Origin of the sequence: Halomonas sp. RT37, assembly GCF_040070525.1 — a bacterium.
Taxonomy (GTDB): Bacteria; Pseudomonadota; Gammaproteobacteria; order Pseudomonadales; family Halomonadaceae; genus Halomonas; species Halomonas litopenaei.
In genome coordinates this window covers 4,894,433-4,913,540 of the sequence record NZ_CP098827.1, presented here as the reverse complement: position 1 = coordinate 4,913,540, position 19,108 = coordinate 4,894,433, and the positions used below count along the sequence as shown (strand labels likewise).

Genomic DNA, 19,108 nt, shown 5'->3' with positions numbered 1-19,108 from the left:
CGAAGTCGAAGGACTCAGGCTATTCAAAAGGGTTTCACCACGGCCAGGATCACGATAGCCACCAGTGCCAGCACCGGCAGTTCATTGAACACACGAAAGAAGGTGGCACTGCGACGGCAACGATCCTCGGCCAGCTGCTTCAGGTAGATCAGGCAGACATGGTGATAGGCCACCAGCGCCACCACCAGCGCCAGCTTGGCGTGCAGCCAGCCCTGGCTCATCAGGGCCGGGTTCAACCACACCAGCAGGGCCCCCAGCAGCAATACCGCCACCATCGAAGGTGTCATGATGCCGCGATAGAGCTTGCGTTCCATCACCATGAAGGTATCCATGCTGGCGTACTCGCCCTTGTCCCGGGCCATGGCGTGGTACACATAGAGCCGTGGCAGATAGAACATGGCGGCGAACCAGGTCACGATCGACATCAGATGAAAGGCTTTTATCCACAGATACATGGCGACTCCTCAGGCTGTGGATGGATCAGACAGGCGGTAGTACCGCTCAATGGCATCCCGGGTGATGATACCGGAAATTCGCTTCTGCTTCGGTCGATAGCCGTGTTCCACGTAGAGTCCATCCACCTTGCTTTCGTTCAGCACGTTCAGCGCCTCGGTCAGGGTCGCCTGCAGGTGGATGGCCACCAGGTCCAGTCGCTGGCCGGGGATTTCCAGCAGGTCCAGCAACGCCTCCTTGTCTTCATCGGGGCTGGCCGCCGCTGGTGACACCGGCGGTGGCGAGCGATCGACGTTCTTGCCCGCGATGACATCCGCCTGGCCACCAGCGGCGCCCCCCTTCTCCATCAACACGTCCATGGCGGCATTGTCGTCGCTGGCTTCGCGTTGATCTTCCGGCGCCGCCTTGTGTTCCTGTTTCTCCCGCTGTTCCTGCTGCTCCTGCTGCTCGAGCAGATAACGCGCCAGGTCGGCCGCCTTCAGCGCCAGGGTCGGCTTGTCGTCGGTGGAACGTTCGATGATGATCCACACCGGTTTGGCCTCGAGCAATGCCCGAGCCTGGGTCTCCGAGATCCGTCGCCTGGTGCGCACCAGGCTGCGCTCCATCACCGCCGGCACCGACACCCGCGACAACGCCTGCATCAACGGTTGCTGGAGGGGGTGCAGACCATGGCGCTTGACGCTGATAAAGAAGCCGTCACAGCGACACAGCTGGCGCGCGGTCAGGCAGGACACCACCACCGCCAGCATGCCCGGCAACAGAATATGCGGCATATGGGTCAGTTCGAGCAGCGCCATCAGCGCCGCCAGCGGCGCCTGCAATACCGCCCCCATCATCGCCGCCATGCCGATCATCGCGAATAGCCCAGGGTCTGCGGCCTTGTCCGGCCACATCCAGCCCCCGGCAATGCCGAACAGCGCCCCGGCGGCCGCGCCCACCACCAGCACCGGGCCGATGATGCTCACCGGCACCCCGCAGCCTACCGCGAAGGCAGTCAGCAGCAGCTTGCCCAGCACCAGCGCCATCAGAATATCCAGCGTCAAACGATTGAACAGCGCATCAGACAGGCTGTCGTAGCCGATGCCCTGGACCTGGGGGTAGCACCAGGCCAGCAGCGCCGCCAGGGCACCGACCAGTGCCAGGCGCCACCACAGCGGCAGGCTGGCGATGCGCTCCGAGCGCGATACATGGATGAACAGACCCGCCAGCAGGCCGATACCGAAGGCCATGGCGGCGATCCAGTAGATATTGAACAGCGAGCCCATGGACAGATCGGGAACCGCGAAGGCAGGGTCGGCGCCATAGACCAACTGGGAGACCAGGGCTCCCATGCAGGCCGCCAGGATGACCGGCATGAAGCCAACGATGGTGTATTCCATCATCACCACCTCCATGGCGAAGATGACCCCGGCGATGGGCGTATTGAAGGAGGCGGCGATGCCTGCCGCGGTACCGCAGGCCACCAGCACCCGCAGGCTGTTGTGGGGCAGGCGCAGCAGTTGGCCGAGGCCACTGGAGGCGGCGGCGCCCAGGTGGATCGCCGGGCCTTCGCGCCCGGCGGACAGCCCCCCGACCACCGACACCACCCCCACCCACCACTGGTTCAACCAGTTGCGCAGCGGAAAGCGGCCCTGGTGATAGGTCAGGCGTTCGATCACATGGCTGACGCCGATCTTGCGGGCGGCCAGTGGCTGACGCCACAGCAGCACACCAATCACCGTCACCGCGATGATCGGCAGCACCATGCGCAGGCCGGTAGACAACTGCTCGAAGGCTTCAGGATCGTCGTAGGGCATCACCAGCATGGCGCCGACCATCAACGCCAGCCGGAAGACCACCATCAGACTGCCGGTGATCAGCCCCGTCACCACCCCCAGCACGCACAGTTGCGGCAGGGCGTCGACGCTCGCCAGCTGGCGACGGAAGGCATCAAGACTGAGATCGGGCAGGCGCATGGAGGTGTGGGTCGCTTCCTTGAGAGCGAAGGGTCGAGTCCCTGACGCAAGATGAAAGGCAGGCTTACCTTAGGTGACTATCTCTTGTGTATCATAGAACGTGACTTGGCACCCAGGCCGCCGTCATCGTCGTCTCTCGGAACCCCCATCGCCTGGCCCGAGAATCTCCAGGCAGGCCTGTGGCCAGGCCATTCGGCTCGCCTTGCGGGCGGCCACATTTCCATGGCAATGCGCTGAAACAGCAAAGTGCAAAGGAGCGTTACGTGATCAAGGTTGGAATCGTCGGCGGCACCGGTTACACCGGCGTCGAACTGCTCAGGCTGCTGGCGCGCCACCCCGAGGTGGAGGTGGACGCGATCACCTCACGAAGCGAAGCCGGCCTCGGCGTGGCCGAACTCTATCCCAACCTGCGAGGTCACTACGACGAGCTGCGCTTTTCCGAGCCTGACCCGGAGCGCCTGGCGCGCTGCGATGCGGTGTTCTTCGCCACCCCCCACGGCGTCGCCCACGCGCTGGCCGGCGACCTGCTGGAGCGAGGCACCCGGGTGATCGATCTGTCAGCCGACTTCCGGCTGCGCGACGCCGGCGTCTGGGCAGACTGGTACGGCCAGCCTCACGGCGCCCCGGGTCTGCTCGAGGAAGCCGTCTACGGCCTGCCCGAGGTCAGCCGCGATCAGATTCGCCAGGCCCGCCTGATCGCCGTCCCCGGCTGCTATCCCACCGCGGTGCAGCTTGGCTTTCTGCCGCTGCTAGAAGCCGGGCTGATCGACGCCGACCACCTGATCGCCGACTGCAAGTCCGGCGTCACCGGAGCCGGCCGTGGCGCCAAGGTGCCCTCGCTGCTGGCCGAGGCCAGTGAATCGATGAAGGCCTACGGCGCCTCCGGCCATCGCCACCTGCCGGAAATTCGCCAAGGGCTCGGCGACGCCGCCGGGGGTGAGGTCGGGCTGACCTTCGTGCCCCACCTGACGCCGATGATCCGCGGCATCCATGCCACCCTGTACGGGCGCCTGACCGGCGACCCCGGTGATCTCCAGCGCCTGTTCGAAGACCGCTTCGCCAACGAGCCCTTCGTCGACGTGATGCCCGCCGGCAGCCACCCCGAGACCCGTAGCGTCAAGGGCGCCAACCTTTGCCGCATCGCCGTACATCGCCCCGGCAACAGCGACACCGTGGTGGTGCTGGCCGTCATCGACAACCTGGTCAAGGGCGCCTCCGGCCAGGCCATCCACGCCCTCAATCTGATGTTCGACTTCGACGAGACCGCCGGTCTCGATGCCCCGGCGATGATGCCCTGAGGCCCATCCCCCCGCTTGCTGCGGGGGGATGTCGACGTACCAGGCACCTTACCTCCGAGGAAAAGTTGACCCTTTTACTCTGGCTTGGGGATAATGACCGATGCGGTCGACGTCGGCTGATCGACGACATCGACCGCTTTGACCCTGTTTCTCGACCCCGGGAGCTCTCATGAGCGGTGCCGAATCCTTTGTCCCCACCCCGCTACTGCTGTCCGACAACGCCCAGCGCCGACTCAAGGCATTGATGGCCGAAGACGGCGCCAGCAACATCGCCCTGCGCGTCTATGTCACGGGAGGCGGCTGCTCGGGATTTCAGTACGGCTTCGACGTGGCCGACGGCGTCAACGACGACGACACCGAGATTCCCTTCGGCGATGTCTCGCTGGTGGTCGACCCGCTGTCCTACCAGTACCTGGTCGGCTCCACCATCGACTATGAGGAAGGCCTGGCCGGCGCACGCTTTCTGGTGCAGAACCCCAACGCCACCACCACCTGTGGTTGCGGCGCCTCCTTTATGGTTTAGCAACCTTGCTGCGCGTCAGCCGACGCGACAGCGACACGCCTCTCCAGATAGCGCTTGATGCAGCCCTTGATGTCACCCTCGACGCAGCCTCCCGGCTGCGTCTTGCGTTGTGTTGTAGCGCCGCCAGCGTTGGCCCAGCGGATTCTCCCCCAACTTGACCCCTTCCCCGCAACTCGCCATGGTAGTTGAGGATTTCACAATAACGTCAACTGGGGAAAATCATGAAAACCGCCCTTACTTCTGCCGCTCTTGCCTCCGCCCTGCTCACCTTCGGTGTCATCGGCAGCGCCCAGGCCGAGACCCTGAACGTGGCCACCGACCCGAGCTTCGTGCCGTTCGAGATGATGGACCAGGAATCCGGCGAAATGGTCGGCTTCGACATGGACATCATTGCCGAGCTGGCCGAGCGTGCCGGTTTCGAATACGAACTGCGCACCATGGACTTCAACGGCATCATTCCCGCCGTCCAGACCGGTAACGTCGACATCGCCATCGCCGGTATCACCATCACCGACGAACGTGCCGAGATCGTCGACTTCTCCGCCCCCTACTACGACAGCGGTCTGAAGATCCTGGTCAACGCCGACGAAGAAGGCGTCAGCGAGATCGATGACCTGTCCGGTATGCGTATCGGCACCAAGATCGGCTCCACCAGCTATGACTTCCTCCAGGAAAACCTGGGCGAGGACGCCGAGATCACCCCCTATCCGGGCACCAGCGACATGTACATGGCCCTGCTCGGTGGCAGCGTCGATGCCGCCTTCTACGACGCCCCCAACGTCGGCTACTTCTCCCAGACCCGTGGCGAAGGCAAGGTCAAGGTCGTTGGTCCGCTGTACGAAGGCCAGCAGTACGGCATCGTCTTCGTCAAGGGCAGCGAGTGGGTAGAGCCGGTCAACGAGGCCCTGGCGGCGATGAAGGAAGACGGCACCTACGACGAGATCCACGCCAAGTGGTTTGGTTCCACCAGCGAGTGATCGCAGTCCATAGCGACCTGGGCAACCGACCTGGGATTCATGGGGGCCGGTACACGACCGGCCCCCTTGGTGTTACCCGGACGTCACCCCGAGGCACTGTCTCGACCCCGGCATCAAGGCCTCTCGCCTTGTCCTGATTTCACGTGCATGACGGAGACCCACTCGTGGACGTCAACTTCCAATTCGACTGGTCGGCGGCGCTGTCCTCCATCCCCCAGCTGCTGACCGGCATCCCCTATACCCTGCTGATTTCCTTCGGCGGTCTGGCCATCGGCTTTGTCATCGGCATCATCTTCGGCCTGTTGCGCATTTCCCCGAGCGCCTGGCTGCGTGTTCCCGCCGTGGCCTACATCGAAATCTTCCGCGGCACCCCGGTACTGGTACAGGTGCTGTTCATCTTCTATGGCCTGCCGAGCATCCTTGGTGGCCCCATCGACGCGGTCACCGCAGGTATCGCTGCCATCGCCGTCAATTCCGGCGCCTACATCTCGGAGATCGTTCGCGGTGGTGTGCAGTCCATCGAGCGCGGCCAGCGCGAGGCCGGCCTGTCGCTGGGGCTGTCCCGCCGCCAGACCTTCCGCTACATCATCTGGCCCCAGTCCTTCCGCCGCATGATCCCGGCGCTGGGCAACCAGGCCATCATCAGCATCAAGGACACCTCGCTGTTCGCCGTCATCGGCGTGGGCGAGCTGGTGCGCCAGGGCCAGATCTACATCGCCACCACCTTCACCGCCCTGGAGGTCTATCTGATGGTGGCGCTGCTCTATCTTGCCATCACCCTTTCCTTGTCCTTCGCCCTGCGCATGCTCGAGCGCAAGGGCCTGGTGGGCCAGTGAGGTGCAACATCCCATGGAAAATTCCGACATGAACCCAGCCTCTCACGCCCAGGGCGAGCCCATCGTCCGTATCGACAAACTCAACAAGCACTTCGGCTCGCTCCACGTGCTCAAGAACATCGACCTTGAGGTGGCCCAGGGCGAAGTGGTGGTCGTCATCGGCGCCAGTGGCTCCGGCAAGTCGACCCTGATCCGCTGCGTCAATGGCCTGGAAGAATTCCAGCAGGGCGCCCTCAGGGTCGACGGCAACGACCTCAAGCCCGACGGCAAGGCCAGCCAGGCGCTGCAGACCATCCGCACCGAGGTCGGCATGGTGTTCCAGCAGTTCAACCTGTTCCCTCACCTCAGCGTGCGTGACAACGTCACCCTGGCCCCGATGAAGGTGCGCGGCGAAAGCCGTGACAAGGCCGAGGCCACCGCGGAACGGCTGCTCGATCGGGTCGGCATCAAGGACCAGGCCGACAAGTACCCGACCCAGCTCTCCGGCGGTCAGCAGCAACGCGTGGCGCTGGCCCGCGCACTGGCCATGGAGCCCCGTCTGATGCTGTTCGACGAGCCCACCTCGGCGCTGGACCCGGAGATGATCGGTGAGGTGCTCGACGCCATGCGTGAGCTCGCCAGAGAAGGCATGACGATGATGATAGTGACCCACGAGATGGGCTTCGCCCGGGAGGTCGCCGACCGCGTGATCTACATCCACAAGGGGGAGATCGTCGAGCAGGGCAAGCCCGAAGAAGTCTTCGACAATCCGCAGAATGAACGTACCCAGAGCTTCCTGGCGCGGGTGCTCAAGCACTGAAAAAACCGCCCGTTCGAGCCTCTGAAACGCCCTGTCGAGTGATCGACAGGGCGTTTTTTTGGCTTTTTGGGGCTGTGGACAAGATTTTTCACATTTTGCTGCTAAGCCCACTGCCACGGGGGCTGTGGGCAAGTCGGCGAGTTGTTCACCGTCGCGGTGACAACCGCCCCCGAGCTCGGTGGATAACTGGTGGAAGCCGAGCCTTGTGGGCAAGTCATGATTGTGTCCACAGGCAGATAACACGCCATCAAACGTTGGTACGTCCCTTGTCCAACAAAGGATCAACATTGTATCTATTTGTTTTTTGTAGATTTAAATGGTTTTTCCACAGAAAGTGTCCACACCAGTAGTTACAACCACTACAGAACTTCCTTTCTTATTCTTTTATTTTTTTATAGGTAGGTAAGTGAAGCTCCTGCCTGACAGACGGGGTGTGGAAAACCCTGACGTTTACCCACAGGAGGGTTTATACTGGCCGGCTATTTTTCGTACGAACCCAATATCCAGACCGCTGGCGCGCTGCGCCGAACGAGGTGAACCTTGGAGTATCCCGACCGCTTTGACGTCATCGTCATCGGCGGTGGCCATGCTGGAACGGAAGCTGCCCTGGCCTCTGCCCGCATGGGTTGCCAGACCCTGCTGTTGACCCACAACATCGAGACCCTGGGCCAGATGTCCTGCAATCCCGCCATCGGCGGGATCGGCAAGAGTCATCTGGTCAAGGAAATCGACGCCCTCGGCGGCGCCATGGGATTGGCGACGGACCTGGGCGGGATCCAGTTTCGCGTGCTCAACGCCCGCAAGGGCCCCGCGGTACGGGCGACCCGTGCCCAGGCCGATCGTGTGCGCTACAAGGCCGCGATTCGTGGCATGCTGGAAAACCAGCCGAACCTGACGCTGTTCCAGCAGGCCGCCGGCGACCTGATCGTCGACCAGGACACCGTGCGCGGCGTGGTCACCGAGACCGGACTGCGATTCCTGGCCGAAACCGTGGTGCTGTGCACCGGCACCTTCCTCGGCGGGGTGATCCACATCGGGCTGGACAACAGCCGTGGTGGTCGTGCCGGGGATCCGCCCTCCAACGCCCTGGCCGAGCGTCTGCGCGCCTTGCCGTTTCGGGTCGATCGCCTGAAGACCGGCACCCCGCCGCGCATCGATGCCAAGAGCGTCGACTTCTCGCGCCTCGAGGAGCAGCCGGGCGACAGTCCGACTCCGGTGATGTCCTACCTGGGATCGCGGGACATGCATCCGCGTCAGGTCAGCTGCCATATCGCCCATACCAACGAGCGCACCCACGAGATCATCTTCGATAATCTCGATCGCTCGCCGATGTTCTCCGGGGTGATCGAAGGGGTCGGGCCGCGTTACTGCCCGTCCATCGAAGACAAGGTCCACCGCTTCGCCGACAAGACCAGCCACCAGGTGTTCGTCGAGCCGGAGGGTCTGGATACCCATGAGCTATACCCAAATGGTATTTCGACCTCCTTGCCCTTCGACGTGCAGCTCCAGGTGGTGCGCTCCATCGAAGGTCTCGAGCGGGCCCATATCACCCGTCCGGGCTACGCCATCGAGTACGACTTCTTCGATCCGCGGGACCTGAAGCACTCGCTGGAAACCAAATTTATCCACAACCTGTTTTTCGCCGGCCAGATCAACGGCACCACCGGCTACGAGGAAGCGGGGGCCCAGGGCCTGCTCGCCGGGCTCAACGCCGCGCGTCGCGCCAAGGCGCTCGACGCCTGGTGTCCGCGCCGCGACGAGGCCTACCTCGGGGTGCTGGTGGATGACCTGATCACCCTGGGCACCAAGGAGCCCTACCGGATGTTCACCTCCCGCGCCGAGTACCGGCTGTTGCTGCGTGAGGACAACGCCGACATGCGCCTGACCGAACACGGTCGCGCACTGGGTCTGGTGGACGATGAGCGCTGGGCGCGGTTCAGCGACAAGCGTGAAGCGGTGGAGCGCGAGAGCGCCCGCCTCAAGGCCACCTGGGTGCAGCCCGGGACCGATGCCGCCGCCGACATCGAGCGAATCACCGGCAAGCCGCTGGCCCGCGAGTACAGCCTGATGGACCTGCTCAAGCGCCCGGAACTCGGCTATGCCGACGTGGCTGCGGCCAAGGGTGAGCCGGTGAGCGACGAGACAGTCGCCGAACAGGTCCAGATCCAGGCCAAGTACCAGGGCTACATCGATCGTCAGCAGGACGAGATCGACAAGCTCAAGCGTCACGAGTCCATGGCCCTGCCGTCGGATCTCGACTACAGCCGAGTCGAGGGGCTGTCCCACGAGATTCGCCAGAAGCTCGCCGAGGCGCGCCCCGAGACCCTGGCCCAGGCCGGGCGGATCAGCGGGGTGACCCCGGCGGCGGTATCGATCCTGCTGATTCACCTCAAGAAACGCCGGTTGCTCGATGATCGCGAGGTAGCCAGCGGATGAGTCAGGCGATGTCCCCGGCCCTGCAGCAGCGACTGCACGAGCGCTTGAGCGAGGGCCTTGCCGCCCTCGAGATCACGGCCACCGCCCCCCAGCTTGACCAGCTTCTGGCCCTGGTGGGTCTGTTGCACAAGTGGAACCGGGCCTATAACCTCACGGCGGTACGCGATCCGCTGGACATGGTCTCTCGCCACGTGCTCGACAGCGCCGCGGTGCTGCCCTGGGTCAAGGGCCCACGGGTGCTCGACGTGGGCGCGGGGCCTGGCCTGCCCGGCCTGGTGCTGGCGATCCTCAACCCCGAGCTCGACGTCAGTCTGCTCGACAGCAACGGCAAGAAGGTACGCTTTCAGCGTCAGGCGGTGATGGAACTTGGGCTTGCCCGGGTGACCCCGATCCAGGCGCGAGTGGAAGCCTATACCCCGGCCGACGGCGGGTTCGATCAACTGATCTCGCGGGCCTTTGCCAGCCTCGAGGACTTCGTCGAGCTGACCCGGCCGCTGCTGGCGCCCCACGGCCAGTGGCTGGCGATGAAGGGGCCGGCGGTGGACGGCGAGCTTGAACGCCTGGAGGACGACGTGCGCTGTGTCTCGCGCCATGCGTTGAGGGTGCCGTACGAGTCAGCGGGTCGAGAACTGGTTATGCTGGAACCCGAGGCCGGGGGCCGCTAGGCTCGGGCTTGGGGTTCGGTTTTCACGATTTTGCCGCCACCAGCCACCCGAGAATTTCCACGCAAGGATGACGTCGTGACCAAAATCATCGCCTTGACCAACCAGAAGGGTGGGGTCGGCAAGACCACCTCTGCCGTCAACCTGGCCGCCAGTCTGGCGTCGCTGGATCGCCGCGTACTGCTGGTCGATCTCGATCCCCAGGGCCACGCCACCATGGGCAGTGGTGTCGACAAGCACAGCCTCGAGGGCAGCGTGCTCGACGTTATCCTGGGCGACAAGCGCCCGGTGGAGGTCATCCTCGACTGCCCCGAGGCGGGCTACGCCTTGCTGCCCGGCAATGGCGACCTGACCGCCGCCGAGGTCGAGCTGCTCGATCGTGGTGAAGGCCGCGAGCGGGCGCTGGCCAAGGCGCTGGACGAAGTCGCCGGCGAGTACGACGTGGTGATGATCGACTGCCCACCGTCGCTGAACATGCTCACCGTCAATGCGCTGACCGCCGCCGATGGGGTACTGATACCGCTGCAGTGCGAGTTCTATGCACTGGAAGGCCTGTCGGCACTGCTCGACACCGTCGAGCAGATCAAGGACAGCGTGAACCCGGGCCTCGAGATCTTCGGGATCCTGCGCACCATGTTCGACGCCCGCAACAGCCTGACCCGGGACGTCAGCAAGCAGCTGCGGGACTACTTCGGCGATGCCCTGCTCAAGACCACCATTCCACGCAACGTGCGGGTTGCCGAGGCGCCGAGTCACGGCCTGCCGGTTACCAAGTACGCACGCTTCTCGCGGGGCAGCCAGGCCCACCGGGTGCTGGCCAAGGAACTGATTCGTCGGCTGTCGCTGTAGCCCCGGCCAGGGTGGCAAGGGCCAGCAGTGTCGAATTTTTGAGCGTGCTGTGATGAGGATGAATCGATGACGCGCAAACGCGCCCTGGGACGAGGACTGGATGCGCTGATCGGGGCCGGTGCCCGCCGCCGCGAGAGCCTCGATCTGCCCGAGGTGGATGCCGAGCTGACGACCGACGGCGACGAAGACGCCACGGTGGTGCCGCCTCCCGCGCCGGAGGAACGTCTGGAGCGCCTGCCGCTGGGCCAGCTCAGCCGTGGACGCTACCAGCCAAGGCGCGATATCCAGCCCGAGGCGCTGGAGGAGCTGGCCGACTCGATCCGCGCCCAGGGCGTGATGCAGCCCATCGTGGTGCGTCCGATCGGTCCCGACCGCTATGAGATCATCGCCGGTGAACGCCGCTGGCGGGCCTCCCAGCTGGCCGAACTGGACGTCATCCCGGCGGTGATCCGCGAGGTGACCGACGAGGTGGCCCTGGCGCTGGCACTGATCGAGAACATCCAGCGTGAGAACCTCAACCCGGTGGAGGAAGCGCTGGCGCTCAAGCGTCTGCTCGACGAATTCGAACTGACCCAGCAGCAGGTCGCCGACGCCGTGGGCCGTTCGCGTACCCAGGTGACCAACCTGCTGCGCCTGCTGGCGCTGGACCCCGAGGTGCAGACGCTGCTCGAACGCGGTGACCTGGACATGGGCCATGCCCGCGCCCTGTTGACCCTGCCGGCGGCCAAGCAGCGCAAGGCGGCCCATGAGGTGGTCAACAAGGACCTGACCGTGCGCGCCACCGAGGCGCTGGTCAAGCAACTGGCCAATGGCAAGCCAAAGGCCGCCAAGACTGCGCCGAATCAGGACGTGGCCCGGCTGGAGACCCGTCTGGCGGACCTGCTCGGCGCCCCGGTCAAGATCAGCCACGGCAAGGCCGGCAAGGGCAAGGTCACCATCCAGTACTCGAGCCTCGACGAGCTCGACGGCATCCTGGGCCACATCCGCTGAGTGGCGACGACCAGAGACGGCGACCGGGTTGCGCGTATAAGCGCAGTAAACCACTTAGGTCGCTAATCACTTTAGCGGCCTTTTCTCCGCATTTGGTCGTAAGCCAGCGCGAAGTGACGACAAATCGTCACGTCTTTGGTTGAAGCCGTTAGGGGGCTTCCCTATAATCGCGCCGGAGTCTGCCGGTGGTCTGTCGCCGGCGATCACGATGGATGACGAGTTCGCGCCAAGAGGCGCGTCGGGAGAGACACTTGGCGGCCAGGATCCAACGACCCCAGGTGCAGCGCCTGCTGATGGCACAGCTCGCTGTGCTGGCGCTGACCAGCGTTGCGGCGGCTGGCATCGACGGTATCTCCGGCGCTTCCTCGGCGGCCCTGGGCGGGCTGGTGGCCTTTTTGCCCAATGTGTTCTTTGCCTGGTGTGTGTTCCGGGCGCAGGGCGCGCGCTACTCCAAGGCCATCGTCAACAATTTCTATCGTGCGGAAGCCGGCAAGTTCGGTTTGACGGCGGCGCTGTTCACCCTGGTGTTCATCGCAGTGCCTCCCTCAAACCCGACTTTTTTCTTTGGCGCTTATGTGGTGACGCTGTTCGTTCATTGGCTGGGGCCCTGGCTGGTGAAACGACCGTCGCACACCTGACAACGAGGCAGACATGGCAGGCACGAATCCGACTCCGACGGAATATATCCAGCACCACCTGCAGAACCTGACCTTCGGGCTGCACCCGGACAATGGCTGGTCGATCGCCCATTCCGCCCAGGAAGCTTCCGACATGGGCTTCTGGGCCGTTCACCTCGATACCCTCGGCTGGTCCGTCGGTCTCGGTCTGATCTTCCTGTGGCTGTTCAAGAAGGCGGCCAACACCGCTACCACCGGCGTGCCTGGTGCGCTGCAGAACTTTGTCGAGCTGATGGTCGAGTTCGTCGACAACTCGGTCAAGGACACCTTCCACGGCAAGAGCAAGCTGATCGCGCCGCTGGCGTTGACCATCTTTTGCTGGGTCTTCCTGATGAACCTGATGGACCTGGTGCCGGTGGACTTCCTGCCGCTGCTGGCGGCCAAGATCGGCGCCCTGTTCGGCGCGGACCCGGCCCACGTCTACTTCAAGGTGGTACCGACCACCGACGTCAATGCCACCCTCGGCATGGCGCTGTCCGTGTTCGGCCTGATCATCTTCTACACCATTCGTGCCAAGGGCTTCTCCGGCTTCATCGGTGAGCTGACCCTGCACCCGTTCAACTCACCCAACAAGCTGGTCCAGGCGCTGTTCATCCCGGTCAACTTCCTGCTCGAGACCGTGACCCTGATCGCCAAGCCGATCTCCCTGGCCCTGCGACTGTTCGGCAACCTCTACGCCGGTGAGCTGATCTTCATCCTGATCGCGATGATCGGCCTGTGGCAGCTGCCGCTGCACTTCACCTGGGCGGTGTTCCATATCCTGGTCATCACCCTGCAGGCCTTCATCTTCATGATGCTGACCATCGTCTACATGAGTATGGCGGTGGAGAAGCACTGACGGTTTCGCTTCAACCCTAAACCCTTAACCCTAACCCACTGATAAACCTTAGTTTCAACTAAAAACTGGAGAGACCACCATGGAAGCACAAGTTCTGGGTATGACCGCCATCGCCGTGTCCCTGCTGATCGGCCTGGGTGCACTCGGCACCGCCATCGGCTTCGGTATCCTCGGCGGCAAGTTCCTGGAAGGCGCTGCACGTCAGCCGGAAATGGTTCCGATGCTGCAGGTCAAGATGTTCATCGTCGCCGGCCTGCTGGACGCCGTGACCATGATCGGTGTTGGTATCGCGCTGTTCTTCACCTTCGCTAACCCGTTTGTCGGTTAATGTCCGACCGCTCGTCCCGAGCCGTCGATCCGTTAACCCCAAACCCGTAACGCGAGAGGTGCTGGCGTGAACCTGAACCTTACCCTAGTCGGCCAGGCTATCGCCTTTGCGTTCTTCGTCTGGTTCTGCATGAAGTTTATATGGCCGCCGGTCATGCAAGCTCTGCAGGAACGCCAGAAGAAGATCGCCGATGGTCTGGATGCTGCCAGCCGTGCGGCGCGTGATCTCGAGGTGGCCGAGAAAGAGGCCGACGAGACCCTGCGCAAGAGCAAGCAAGAGGCGGCCGAGATCCTGGAACAGGCCCAGAAACAGGCCAACCAGAAGCTCGAGCAGGCACGCGAAGACGCCCGCCTTGAAGGCGAGCGCATGATTGCCAAGGCCAAGTCCGAGATCGAGCAGGAAGTGGCACGCGCGAAGGAAGACCTGCGCGCACAGGTGTCCCGTCTGGCGGTCCTGGGCGCTGAGCGAATCCTGGAGTCCTCCATCGACGAGAAGCAGCACGCTGCCATCGTCGACAAACTCGCCAAAGAGCTCTGAGGAGGTGCCCCATGGCGGAAACGTCAACTATCGCTCGCCCGTACGCCAAGGCTGCCTTTGAGCACGCAGTGGCCAAGGACGCGCTCGACGAATGGTCCGGCATGCTGGCCAGGGTCGCGCAGGTCGTCGGCGACGACGACATGCGCGCCCGGGTGCTCGGCAATCCCAAGCTGTCCAGCGCACAGAAGGCTGATGTTGTCGTCGACGTCTGTGGTGACGCCGTCAATGACGACCTCAAGAACTTCGTTCGCCTGGTCGGCCAGAAGGGTCGCCTGGCGGCGCTCGGCGCCATCGCCGAGCAGTTCGAGGTGCTCAAGGCCCAGCAGGAAAAGCGGGTAGAGGTGGAAATCGTTTCCGCCTTCCCGCTGGCCGAAGCCCAGGAACAATCGCTCGCGAGTGCACTGGCCAAGCGTCTGAACCGCGAAATCTCCATTACCACTCAGGTGGACAAGACGCTCCTGGGCGGCGTGATCCTGCGTGCCGGCGACACCGTCATCGACGGTTCGGTACGTGGTCGATTGAACCGCCTCCAGGAAGCCCTTTCCGCCTGAGTCTGAGGGACATGGCATGCAGCAACTGAATCCTTCCGAGATCAGCGACATCATCAAGCAGCGTATCGAGAAGCTTGACGTCGCATCCGAAGCCCGTAATCAGGGCACGATCGTCAGCGTATCTGACGGTATCGTGCAGATTCACGGCCTCGCCGACGCAATGTTCGGTGAGATGATCGAATTCCCCGGCGGCATCTTCGGGATGACCCTGAACCTCGAGCGCGACAACGTCGGTGCCGTGGTTCTGGGTGATTACCTGCAGCTGGAAGAGGGCATGACTGCCCAGTGTACCGGTCGCATCCTTGAGGTGCCGGTGGGTCCCGAACTGCGCGGCCGTGTGGTCGACGCCCTCGGTAACCCCATCGACGGCAAGGGCGACCTGGGCACCAAGGAAACCGACGCGGTCGAGAAGGTCGCACCTGGCGTCATCACTCGTCAGTCCGTCGACGAGCCGATCCAGACCGGTTTCAAGTCCATCGATGCCATGGTGCCGATCGGCCGCGGTCAGCGTGAGCTGATCATCGGCGACCGTCAGATCGGTAAGTCGGCGATCGCCATCGACGCGATCATCAACCAGAAGGGCACCGGCGTCACCTGTGTCTACGTGGCCATCGGTCAGAAGCAGTCGACCATCGCCAACGTGGTGCGCAAGCTCGAAGAGCACGGCGCCATGGAGCACACCATCGTGGTCGCCGCCGGCGCCGCCGATCCGGCCCCGATGCAGTTCCTCGCCGCCTACTCCGGCTGCACCATGGGCGAGTACTTCCGCGACCGCGGTGAAGACGCGCTGATCGTCTACGACGATCTGTCCAAGCAGGCCGTGGCCTACCGCCAGGTGTCCCTGCTGCTGCGTCGTCCGCCGGGCCGTGAAGCCTTCCCTGGCGACGTCTTCTACCTCCACTCCCGTCTGCTCGAGCGTGCCGCGCGTGTCAACGCCGACTACGTCGAGAAGTTCACCAACGGTGAAGTGAAGGGCAAGACCGGCTCGCTGACCGCACTGCCGATCATCGAGACCCAGGCCGGCGACGTGTCTGCCTTCGTTCCGACCAACGTGATCTCGATCACCGACGGTCAGATCTTCCTCGAGACCGACCTGTTCAACTCAGGCATCCGCCCGGCCATCAACGCCGGTCTGTCGGTGTCTCGTGTGGGTGGCTCGGCACAGACCAAGATCATCAAGAAGCTCGGCGGCAGCGTGCGTCTGGCTCTGGCCCAGTACCGCGAGCTCGCGGCCTTCTCCCAGTTCGCTTCCGACCTGGACGAAGCCACTCGCAAGCAGCTCGAGCACGGTCAGCGCGTGACCGAGCTGATGAAGCAGAAGCAGTACTCGCCGATGTCGGTTGCCGAGATGGCGATCTCCCTGTTTGCCGCCAACGAAGGCTTCCTGGACGACGTCGACGTCAACAAGGTGCTGGACTTCGAACATGCACTCCACGAGTACATGAAGTCCGAGCACGGCGAGTTGCTCGACAAGATCAACGAGTCTGGCGACTACAACGACGAGATCAAGGACGGCCTGAAGCAGGGTCTCGAGAAGTTCAAGTCCTCTCAGAGCTGGTAAGCGTCCACTGGCCCGCCGCAAGGCGGGCCAGGTGGTCGAACAGGATTCTGAGGGTCACCGAACAAGGGTAGATCGCCATGGCAGTCGGAAAAGAGATTCGCACGCAGATTGCGAGCATCAAGAACACGCAGAAGATCACCAATGCGATGCAGATGGTGGCGGCGTCGAAGATGCGCAAGACCCAGGAACGGATGTCGGCGAGCAAGCCTTACGCCGAACAGATCCGTCACGTGGTGGGTCATCTCGCCCAGGCCAACCCGGAATACAAGCATCCGTGGATGGAAGAGCGTGAGGCCAAGCGCGTCGGTTACATCGTCGTCTCCAGCGATCGTGGTCTCTGTGGCGGCTTGAACGTCAACCTGTTCAAGGCGACGGTCAAGGACGCTCAGGCGTGGCACGAGAAGGGCGCCGAGCTCGACTTCTGTGCCCTCGGCAGCAAGGCCAGCAGCTTCTTCCGCAAGTATGGGGGAAGCCTGGTCGCCGCCAAGAGTGGCCTGGGGGAAACGCCGAGTCTTGATGATCTGATCGGCAGCGTGAAGGTGATGCTGGATGCCTACGATGAAGGCAAGCTGGATCGTCTTTACGTGGTGCACAACGAATTCGTCAATACCATGACCCAGAAGCCGGTCGTCCGTCAGCTGCTACCGCTGACCGAGGACACCGCAAAGGTCGAGGAAGACGACGAGAACAAGCGTCCCAGCAGCTGGGACTACCTGTATGAGCCGGATGCCAAGGCGCTGCTCGACAGCCTGCTCGTGCGCTACGTTGAAGCGCAGGTGTATCAGGCGGTGGTCGAGAACACAGCGTGCGAGCAGGCGGCACGCATGGTTGCCATGAAGAGCGCGACCGACAACGCGGGCAATCTGATCGACGATCTGGAGCTGGTGTACAACAAGGCCCGTCAGGCGGCCATTACCCAGGAAATCTCCGAGATCGTAGGCGGTGCCGCCGCTGTTTAAGGCATGCAGGTTTCATTTGCAGGTATTAGAGAGGAACCAAGATGAGCGGACGTATCGTACAAATCATCGGCGCGGTGATTGACGTAGAGTTTCCGCGGGACGATGTTCCCAAGGTCTACGACGCGCTGAAGGTCACCGAAAAGGAGACCATCCTCGAAGTCCAGCAGCAGCTGGGCGACGGCGTGGTGCGCTGCATCGCCATGGGCTCGACCGAAGGGCTCAAGCGCGGCATGAACACCGATAACACCGGCGCGGCCATCTCCGTCCCGGTCGGCCAGGAAACCCTGGGCCGCATCATGAACGTGCTCGGCGAGCCGATCGACGAAGCCGGTGAGATCGGCGAGCAAGAGCGCATGCCGATCCACCGCGAGGCTCCGGGCTACGCCGACCAGGCGGCCACCAACGAGCTGCTCGAGACCGGCATCAAGGTCATCGACCTGGTGTGCCCGTTCGCCAAGGGCGGCAAGGTCGGTCTGTTCGGCGGCGCCGGTGTCGGCAAGACCGTCAACATGATGGAGCTGATCCGTAACATCGCCACCGAGCACAGCGGTTACTCCGTGTTCGCCGGTGTCGGTGAGCGTACTCGTGAAGGTAACGACTTCTACCACGAGATGCAGGAGTCCAACGTTCTCGACAAGGTGGCACTGGTCTACGGCCAGATGAACGAGCCGCCCGGGAACCGCCTGCGTGTGGCCCTGACCGGTCTGACCATCGCCGAGAAGTTCCGTGACGAAGGTCGTGACGTACTGTTGTTCGTCGACAACATCTACCGTTACACCCTGGCCGGTACCGAGGTGTCCGCACTGCTGGGCCGTATGCCGTCCGCGGTGGGTTACCAGCCGACCCTGGCCGAGGAGATGGGCGTTCTGCAGGAGCGTATCACCTCCACCAAAACCGGCTCGATCACCTCCGTGCAGGCCGTCTACGTGCCCGCGGATGACTTGACCGACCCGTCTCCGGCGACCACCTTCTCGCACCTGGACGCCACCGTGGTACTGGCGCGTTCCATCGCCGAGCTGGGTATCTATCCGGCCATCGACCCGCTGGACTCCACCTCTCGCCAGCTCGATCCGCTGGTGGTGGGCGACGAGCACTACAACGTCGCGCGCGGTGTTCAGGGCGTGCTCCAGCGCTACAAGGAGCTCAAGGACATCATCGCCATCCTGGGTATGGACGAGCTGTCCGACGAAGACAAGCAGATCGTGGCACGTGCGCGTAAGATCCAGCGCTTCCTGTCACAGCCGTTCTTCGTTGCCGAGGTGTTCACCGGCTCTCCCGGCAAGTACGTGTCGCTGAAGGAGACCATCCGTGGTTTCCAGGGCATCCTGGACGGCGAGTACGACGAGCTGCCCGAGCAGGCCTTCTACATGGTCGGCACCATCGACGAGGCCGTCGAGAAAGCCAACCAGATGAAGTAATCCCTCTAACCGGGAGACGTCATCATGACGAAAACCATCCAATGCGAGATCGTCAGTGCCGAAGCCTCGGTCTACTCCGGTAGTGCCGAGCAGGTGGTGGCGGCTGGCATCCTGGGGGATCTTGGCATCCTGGCCGGCCACACGCCGCTGCTGACCGAGCTGGCTCCGGGCCCTGTGCGGGTGCTCAACGAAGGCAGCGAGGAGCACTTCTACGTCTCCGGCGGCTTTATCGAAGTGCAGCCCGAGAAGGTGATCGTGCTGGCCGACACGGCGGTTCGCGCATCCGATCTGGATGAAGCGGCCGCCGAAGAGGCCCGCAAGCAGGCCATCAAGGCCATGGAGGACAAGTCGGCGGAGCTGGATTACACCCGCGCCGCGGCGGAACTCTCCGAGGCCCTGGCCCAGCTGCGTACCATCCAGCAGCTGCGCAGGAAGGCCGGCAAGGGCTAAGTTCCCTGGCG

At 63.4% G+C, this 19,108-nt stretch carries 20 protein-coding genes; 18 read left to right on the top strand and 2 right to left on the bottom strand.

Annotated features, from left to right (window positions below; genetic code table 11):
* Positions 1–23 precede the first annotated feature (23 nt).
* Both hemJ and NFG58_RS21465 read right to left on the bottom strand, forming a co-directional pair.
* On the bottom strand, positions 24–455 hold the full coding sequence (gene hemJ / locus NFG58_RS21470; protein WP_045992725.1) for a protoporphyrinogen oxidase HemJ: 432 nt from the start codon (positions 453–455) through the stop codon (positions 24–26).
* 9 nt (positions 456–464) lie between these two features.
* Positions 465–2,408, bottom strand: a complete 1,944-nt coding sequence (locus NFG58_RS21465) for a chloride channel protein (RefSeq protein ID WP_348827339.1) — start codon at positions 2,406–2,408, stop codon at positions 465–467.
* 263 nt (positions 2,409–2,671) lie between these two features.
* On the opposite strand from NFG58_RS21465, the gene argC reads away from it, so the two are divergent.
* The 18 genes from argC to NFG58_RS21375 all read left to right on the top strand — a co-directional run bounded on the left by argC (position 2,672) and on the right by NFG58_RS21375 (position 19,097).
* Positions 2,672–3,706: an N-acetyl-gamma-glutamyl-phosphate reductase gene (argC, locus tag NFG58_RS21460; RefSeq protein ID WP_045992723.1), complete on the top strand. Its 1,035-nt coding sequence runs from the start codon at positions 2,672–2,674 to the stop codon at positions 3,704–3,706.
* Between the two features lie 169 nt (positions 3,707–3,875).
* Positions 3,876–4,229: an iron-sulfur cluster insertion protein ErpA gene (gene erpA / locus NFG58_RS21455; protein WP_222516265.1), complete on the top strand. Its 354-nt coding sequence runs from the start codon at positions 3,876–3,878 to the stop codon at positions 4,227–4,229.
* 221 nt (positions 4,230–4,450) lie between these two features.
* Positions 4,451–5,206 carry a transporter substrate-binding domain-containing protein gene (locus NFG58_RS21450; RefSeq protein WP_348827338.1) on the top strand — a complete coding sequence of 252 codons (756 nt, stop codon included), beginning with the start codon at positions 4,451–4,453 and terminating at the stop codon, positions 5,204–5,206.
* Positions 5,207–5,370: 164 nt separating this feature from the next.
* On the top strand, positions 5,371–6,042 hold the full coding sequence (locus NFG58_RS21445; RefSeq protein ID WP_045992720.1) for an amino acid ABC transporter permease: 672 nt from the start codon (positions 5,371–5,373) through the stop codon (positions 6,040–6,042).
* 28 nt (positions 6,043–6,070) lie between these two features.
* Positions 6,071–6,841 carry an amino acid ABC transporter ATP-binding protein gene (locus NFG58_RS21440; protein ID WP_045992719.1) on the top strand — a complete coding sequence of 257 codons (771 nt, stop codon included), beginning with the start codon at positions 6,071–6,073 and terminating at the stop codon, positions 6,839–6,841.
* A 540-nt stretch (positions 6,842–7,381) separates the two neighbouring features.
* The gene (mnmG, locus tag NFG58_RS21435; protein ID WP_348827337.1) at positions 7,382–9,277 is read left to right on the top strand and encodes a tRNA uridine-5-carboxymethylaminomethyl(34) synthesis enzyme MnmG; all 1,896 of its coding nucleotides are present in this window, start codon (positions 7,382–7,384) and stop codon (positions 9,275–9,277) included.
* An 8-nt stretch (positions 9,278–9,285) separates the two neighbouring features.
* Positions 9,286–9,942, top strand: coding sequence for a 16S rRNA (guanine(527)-N(7))-methyltransferase RsmG (rsmG, locus tag NFG58_RS21430; protein ID WP_348827336.1), 657 nt, complete (start codon positions 9,286–9,288; stop codon positions 9,940–9,942).
* A 75-nt stretch (positions 9,943–10,017) separates the two neighbouring features.
* Positions 10,018–10,788, top strand: coding sequence for a ParA family protein (locus NFG58_RS21425; RefSeq protein WP_045992716.1), 771 nt, complete (start codon positions 10,018–10,020; stop codon positions 10,786–10,788).
* Between the two features lie 66 nt (positions 10,789–10,854).
* A complete protein-coding gene (locus tag NFG58_RS21420) occupies positions 10,855–11,778 on the top strand; it encodes a ParB/RepB/Spo0J family partition protein (protein ID WP_045992715.1) in 924 nt (307 codons plus the stop codon).
* Between the two features lie 278 nt (positions 11,779–12,056).
* On the top strand, positions 12,057–12,416 hold the full coding sequence (locus NFG58_RS21415; RefSeq protein WP_231498561.1) for an ATP synthase subunit I: 360 nt from the start codon (positions 12,057–12,059) through the stop codon (positions 12,414–12,416).
* Positions 12,417–12,429: 13 nt separating this feature from the next.
* Entirely contained in the window at positions 12,430–13,293 is an 864-nt protein-coding gene (atpB, locus tag NFG58_RS21410) for a F0F1 ATP synthase subunit A (RefSeq protein WP_045992713.1), read from the top strand.
* Between the two features lie 79 nt (positions 13,294–13,372).
* A complete protein-coding gene (atpE, locus tag NFG58_RS21405; RefSeq protein ID WP_045992712.1) occupies positions 13,373–13,621 on the top strand; it encodes a F0F1 ATP synthase subunit C in 249 nt (82 codons plus the stop codon).
* Between the two features lie 66 nt (positions 13,622–13,687).
* A complete protein-coding gene (locus NFG58_RS21400) occupies positions 13,688–14,158 on the top strand; it encodes a F0F1 ATP synthase subunit B (RefSeq protein WP_045992711.1) in 471 nt (156 codons plus the stop codon).
* A gap of 11 nt (positions 14,159–14,169) precedes the next feature.
* Positions 14,170–14,709 (top strand): F0F1 ATP synthase subunit delta, encoded by a 540-nt coding sequence (locus NFG58_RS21395; RefSeq protein WP_045992710.1) that lies wholly within the window; start codon positions 14,170–14,172, stop codon positions 14,707–14,709.
* Between the two features lie 16 nt (positions 14,710–14,725).
* Complete coding sequence (atpA, locus tag NFG58_RS21390; RefSeq protein WP_045992709.1) at positions 14,726–16,270, top strand: F0F1 ATP synthase subunit alpha; 1,545 nt, start codon at positions 14,726–14,728, stop codon at positions 16,268–16,270.
* Positions 16,271–16,347: 77 nt separating this feature from the next.
* Positions 16,348–17,229, top strand: coding sequence for a F0F1 ATP synthase subunit gamma (gene atpG / locus NFG58_RS21385; RefSeq protein ID WP_045992708.1), 882 nt, complete (start codon positions 16,348–16,350; stop codon positions 17,227–17,229).
* Positions 17,230–17,270: 41 nt separating this feature from the next.
* Positions 17,271–18,647, top strand: a complete 1,377-nt coding sequence (gene atpD, locus NFG58_RS21380) for a F0F1 ATP synthase subunit beta (protein ID WP_045992707.1) — start codon at positions 17,271–17,273, stop codon at positions 18,645–18,647.
* Between the two features lie 24 nt (positions 18,648–18,671).
* Entirely contained in the window at positions 18,672–19,097 is a 426-nt protein-coding gene (locus NFG58_RS21375) for a F0F1 ATP synthase subunit epsilon (RefSeq protein ID WP_045992706.1), read from the top strand.
* The last annotated feature ends 11 nt before the right edge of the window (positions 19,098–19,108 follow it).

Bases quoted from the DNA above. Each gene is read 5' to 3' on its own strand.
- hemJ (WP_045992725.1), bottom strand. From the start codon at position 455: ATGTATCTGTGGATAAAAGCCTTTCATCTGATGTCGATCGTGACCTGG.
- NFG58_RS21465 (WP_348827339.1), bottom strand. From the start codon at position 2,408: ATGCGCCTGCCCGATCTCAGTCTTGATGCCTTCCGTCGCCAGCTGGCG.
- erpA (WP_222516265.1), top strand. From the start codon at position 3,876: ATGAGCGGTGCCGAATCCTTTGTCCCCACCCCGCTACTGCTGTCCGAC.
- NFG58_RS21450 (WP_348827338.1), top strand. From the start codon at position 4,451: ATGAAAACCGCCCTTACTTCTGCCGCTCTTGCCTCCGCCCTGCTCACC.
- NFG58_RS21440 (WP_045992719.1), top strand. From the start codon at position 6,071: ATGAACCCAGCCTCTCACGCCCAGGGCGAGCCCATCGTCCGTATCGAC.
- rsmG (WP_348827336.1), top strand. From the start codon at position 9,286: ATGTCCCCGGCCCTGCAGCAGCGACTGCACGAGCGCTTGAGCGAGGGC.
- NFG58_RS21420 (WP_045992715.1), top strand. From the start codon at position 10,855: ATGACGCGCAAACGCGCCCTGGGACGAGGACTGGATGCGCTGATCGGG.
- atpB (WP_045992713.1), top strand. From the start codon at position 12,430: ATGGCAGGCACGAATCCGACTCCGACGGAATATATCCAGCACCACCTG.
- atpE (WP_045992712.1), top strand. From the start codon at position 13,373: ATGGAAGCACAAGTTCTGGGTATGACCGCCATCGCCGTGTCCCTGCTG.
- NFG58_RS21395 (WP_045992710.1), top strand. From the start codon at position 14,170: ATGGCGGAAACGTCAACTATCGCTCGCCCGTACGCCAAGGCTGCCTTT.
- atpA (WP_045992709.1), top strand. From the start codon at position 14,726: ATGCAGCAACTGAATCCTTCCGAGATCAGCGACATCATCAAGCAGCGT.
- atpG (WP_045992708.1), top strand. From the start codon at position 16,348: ATGGCAGTCGGAAAAGAGATTCGCACGCAGATTGCGAGCATCAAGAAC.
- atpD (WP_045992707.1), top strand. From the start codon at position 17,271: ATGAGCGGACGTATCGTACAAATCATCGGCGCGGTGATTGACGTAGAG.
- NFG58_RS21375 (WP_045992706.1), top strand. From the start codon at position 18,672: ATGACGAAAACCATCCAATGCGAGATCGTCAGTGCCGAAGCCTCGGTC.